This window comes from Nodosilinea sp. P-1105 (assembly GCF_012911975.1).
In the GTDB taxonomy this organism is placed as follows: Bacteria; Cyanobacteriota; Cyanobacteriia; order Phormidesmidales; family Phormidesmidaceae; genus Nodosilinea.
The window spans coordinates 1-4323 of record NZ_SMDQ01000133.1 but is presented as its reverse complement, the minus strand read 5'-3'; the positions used below and the strand labels follow the sequence as shown (position 1 = coordinate 4323).

Below are 4323 nucleotides of genomic sequence, written 5' to 3'. Positions count from 1 at the left end.
GGCAGAGGGCGGAGGGCGGAGGGCGGAGGGCGGAGGGCGGAGGGCGGAGGGCGGAGGGCGGAGGGCGGAGGGGAATATTAGGTGGGTTAGTTCTGCCAGGAGTTATCGTTGCAGTGGTCTATCAAGTTAAAGATAGCGGGCTGAAAAGGTTTACGCTTTACCGCCAGCCGTAAATCGTAAACCGCAGGCCGTGAACCGCGAACCTGATTAACCCACCCCTGCCCCTCCCAGGAGGGGACGCACCGCGAACCGTAAACCGTGAACCGCAACCCGTAAACCGTAAACCGTGAACCGTAAACCGTGAACCGTAAACCGTGAACCGCGAACCTGATTAACCCACCCCTGCCCCTCCCAGGAGGGGACGCACCGTGAACCGTAAACCGTAAACCGTGAACCGCAACCCGTGAACCGCAACCCGTAAACCGTAAACCGTAAACCGTGAACCGTGAACCGTGAACCGTGAACCGTGAACCGTGAACCGTGAACCGTGAACCGCAAACCGTCCCCAGCCACAGCCAGCGCCGACAACTGGCCCCTGGGGGGACACCATCCAGCGCCAACTTTCCTAGACTGAAGTGGTCCCCCCTGGAGACCCCTATGCAGCCCCTTAAAGCCCTCGCCATCAGCCTGATTGCCCTTGCTACCATTGCCGCAGCCCCGGCCCTGGCTGCGGAACGGGTGGTTCTGCGCTATCGCGGCTTTAGTCGCAGCGTGCCGGTGGAAGACCTGGCTATCCTGGCCGAAACTGGGGAGGCCCCCCGTTCGGTGGCGGGGTTATTACGCCAGGCCGGGCAAGATCCGAGCGCTGTACAATCGGCCCTGAATCGTCCGATCCCAGCCGATCCGGTGATGCTGGATCGAGCCCTCAACAGTGTCCCTGGCGGGTGGCTGCTCGACCAGGTGGGGGAAACTATTCGTCCCGCTGCCGGGGGGCGATCGCGCCAGGCGCTGCGATCGGCCCTGGTACTATCGGCCGCAGATGACAACCAAATCACCCTGATCGAAGTCTTGCAAAACTACCCAACGGCTGAAGTGGTGTTAGAAGGCGATCGCATCCACAGCACGTACAACCGCTTGGCCCAATTTTTGCGGCCTTTATCAATTTTGCTGTAGCCCCAGCCCAAGTACAGCAAGGCAGACGTATGAAGGCAAAAGGCAGAACGGGGAATCCAAGCCGAGCAGGGTCTTCCACTCTGGTGAATAGACCTGTCATTTCTGCCCTAGGGTACTGGTACCGCTAGGCGGAATTCAAAGCGACCCCTATGGGGCGCTGACTACCGCAGAGAAACCACCACCATCGCCGCCACAAACAGCACCACCAAGAAGGTTAATGGTTCAAACGTCAGCTCAGTCTCTTTGCTAGGTTTGGTGGCGTATACAAACACCATCACCGCTAACAAGATTGCAATAATATCAATGCCAGTAAACACAGCAGGTCTCCAACAGCAGTGAGTAATCCGCTAACACCCTGGCTTACAGCTATTTTAGCGGAAAGGTTCAGTTGCTAGAACAAAATATTGGAGGTGTCGGGTATTGGGTGTCGGGTATCAGCATCCCCTCCTTGGAGGGCTACTGTGTATACACATCTCGGCCCTCACCCCCAAGCCCTCTGGGCAGGCTACGCCAACAGTCCCCCTCTCCCCAAAATGGGCGTAGCTTGCTTCTCGAAGAGTGGGGGAAGCCAGACAAGGCTTTCCGGCTTCCCTTCTCCCGTCCTGGGGTTGGGGTATGTAGAGCTTGCGCTGCCCGCAGGGTGGGAAAAGCCATGGCGGCAAAGGTTCTAGGGCTACTGTGTACACATAAGCCCTGGAGGGGCAGAGGTGGGGTAGTCAGGGGCCGGATGCGCGCTCTTCCCCAGAAGCTCTGCCTCTGGCCAATCATTGCCATAGACCAGCCCATCGGCAAGCCCAAAGAAAAGCTTAGATGTACAGCATTTTTCCGGTTTGTCGCTTACATAGAGGTAAGAGACAAAACAGCCACCGGAGGGGTCAACCCGGCCAGCATGGGCGGGAATTCATGGTGATTACCATTCCCCCCTGGTTACCAGCCCCGATCATGCACATTCAAGCGAAGGACAATCCAGCATGGCAACCTTAAAAGTTGGAATCAATGGATTTGGCCGCATCGGCCGCCTAGTACTACGGGGGGGAATTAAAAACCCCAACTTGGAGTTCGTTGGCATTAATGACCTGGTGCCCCCCGCTAACCTGGCCTATTTGCTCAAATATGACTCCACCCATGGTCGATTTGACGGCAGCGTCGAAGCCGCCGAAGACGGCATTGTCGTAGATGGTAAAAAAATTCCCTGTATGTCGGTGCGCAACCCTGCCGAACTGCCCTGGAAAGACCTGGGGGTAGATTACGTGGTGGAATCCACCGGTCTGTTTACCACCTTTGACACCGCCCATCAGCACATTCAAGCGGGCGCTAAGCGGGTGATTTTGTCGGCCCCTACTAAAGATCCCGATAAGGTCTCCACGTTTGTGGTTGGCGTCAACCACGAGGCTTACAACCCCGACAGCGACTTGATTGTCTCCAACGCCAGCTGCACCACCAACTGCCTGGCCCCGATCGCCAAGGTGATTCAAGACAACTTTGGCCTGGCGGAAGGGTTGATGACCACCGTCCATGCCTCCACCGCCACCCAGCCCACGGTGGATGGCCCCTCGAAGAAAGATTTCCGGGGGGGACGGGGCGCTGGCCAAAACATCATCCCCGCCTCCACCGGGGCGGCTAAGGCCGTGACCCTGGTGCTGCCCGCCCTCAAGGGCAAGCTGACGGGCATGGCCTTTCGGGTACCGACCCCGAATGTGTCGGTGGTGGACCTGACCTTCAAGACCGACCAGGCTACCAGCTACGAGGCCATCTGTGCCGCCATGAAGGCCGCCGCCGATGGCCCGATGAAAGGGATTTTGGGCTACACCGACGACGATGTGGTGTCCACGGACTTTACGACCGATCCCCACTCCAGCACCTTTGACGCTGGCGCTGGGATTGCCCTGAACGACCACTTCTTTAAGGTGGTGTCCTGGTATGACAATGAGTGGGGCTACTCCATGCGGGTGGTGGATTTGATGCTGTACATGGCCCAACAGGAGGGCATTTTATCTGGGATCAAGATCCCGGCGATGGTTTAGGGCATCGGTACAGTTCACCAAGATTCCAGGGCTTTGTGCCCCATGGGAGCTTGATATAGAGAACCCTAAGATCTATTTCTCACTCTTCATGAGGTAGATAGCCCTATGGCAGCCACCCTTGTCAACGTGGTGGATTTAGGTTTGCCGTAGCTCGCGATACTGGGTCTGCACCATAGCCACCATGATCATCGCTTAGCTGGCGGTGACATCTACGGCTGGCTGGCGGTTGGCCTGCTTCGCGGCATACATGGCGGCATCGGCCTGGGCGATTAGCTTACGCAGGGAAGGGTTGATGTCAGTTCGGTGGCTCAGGGCTAGGCCCACACTCATCGACAGCTGATAGGGGCGATCATGGGTCTGGTTAAAGGCGTTGGCGTTGGCTTGTAACCGACTGACTATCTCTGTACCGTCGGTACAGTCCGCCACAAATATCACAAACTCGTCTCCCCCTAGGCGAGCCACAATGTCGGACTCTCGGCAGGTATTTCGCAGCAGCTGAGCTGCATTGACAATCAACCAGTCCCCTGCGTCATGGCCATAGTGATCGTTCACCTGCTTCAGGTAGTCCAAATCGATAAACAGGACTCCCACCACCTGTTGCTGTCGCTGGGCCAGCTTAAACTGTTGATTGGCCAGGACAAAGAAACTCCGGCGGTTGTGTAACCCCGTGAGGGCATCGGTCAGAGACAGCCGTCTCAGTTCATATTCAGTGGTGTGGCGTTGGAGAAGTTCGGCTCGCAAACGGGCATTTTGAACCTCTAGCTCTTGTAGGCGGGATGGGGAGGGCCGTGGTTCTAGGGCTTGGGGAAGCAACTTTTCTAGAACAGTGGCCGTGGTGTCTGCCAGCACCTGTAGCAGGTCTACTTCCTGGGATAACGGCTGGTGCCGCTCAGCCCAGTAAACCCCCACCGCACCAAGGGGAGTTGGGTGGTGCATGGGCACAATCGTTAAGCTTTTGACAAAGGTAGGGGCATAGGCCTCCACAGGAATACGGGCATCGCTGTAGACATCTTCAATCATGGCCACCTGCTGGTGAGTCATGGCCCAGCCACAAATGCAATGGTCTAGGGGAAACCGCTGCCCCTGCCAGAGGGGCGCGATCGCATTTTGGTAGTGCATTTTAGTGCAGGCCAGAGGAAAAGACCGGATGACCTTGCTTGGCCAGCTTCTCTCTGATGCAGCGATT

4 protein-coding genes are annotated in these 4323 nt (G+C 57.3%); 2 read left to right on the top strand and 2 right to left on the bottom strand.

Going from position 1 to position 4323, the window contains the following annotated elements:
- Window positions 1–480: 480 nt before the first annotated feature.
- The gene (locus tag E1H13_RS26205; RefSeq protein WP_206071114.1) at window positions 481–1113 is read left to right on the top strand and encodes an alpha/beta hydrolase; all 633 of its coding nucleotides are present in this window, start codon (window positions 481–483) and stop codon (window positions 1111–1113) included.
- Between the two features lie 161 nt (window positions 1114–1274).
- Here E1H13_RS26205 and E1H13_RS26200 read toward each other — a convergent pair whose 3' ends face one another.
- Complete coding sequence (locus tag E1H13_RS26200; RefSeq protein ID WP_169617902.1) at window positions 1275–1430, bottom strand: hypothetical protein; 156 nt, start codon at window positions 1428–1430, stop codon at window positions 1275–1277.
- Window positions 1431–2084: 654 nt separating this feature from the next.
- Here E1H13_RS26200 and gap point away from each other — a divergent pair.
- Window positions 2085–3137: a type I glyceraldehyde-3-phosphate dehydrogenase gene (gene gap, locus E1H13_RS26195; RefSeq protein WP_169617901.1), complete on the top strand. Its 1053-nt coding sequence runs from the start codon at window positions 2085–2087 to the stop codon at window positions 3135–3137.
- A gap of 192 nt (window positions 3138–3329) precedes the next feature.
- Here the strand turns inward: gap and E1H13_RS26190 are convergent.
- Window positions 3330–4323: sensor domain-containing diguanylate cyclase (locus E1H13_RS26190; RefSeq protein WP_206071112.1), on the bottom strand; the 994-nt coding region annotated here is incomplete at its 5' end.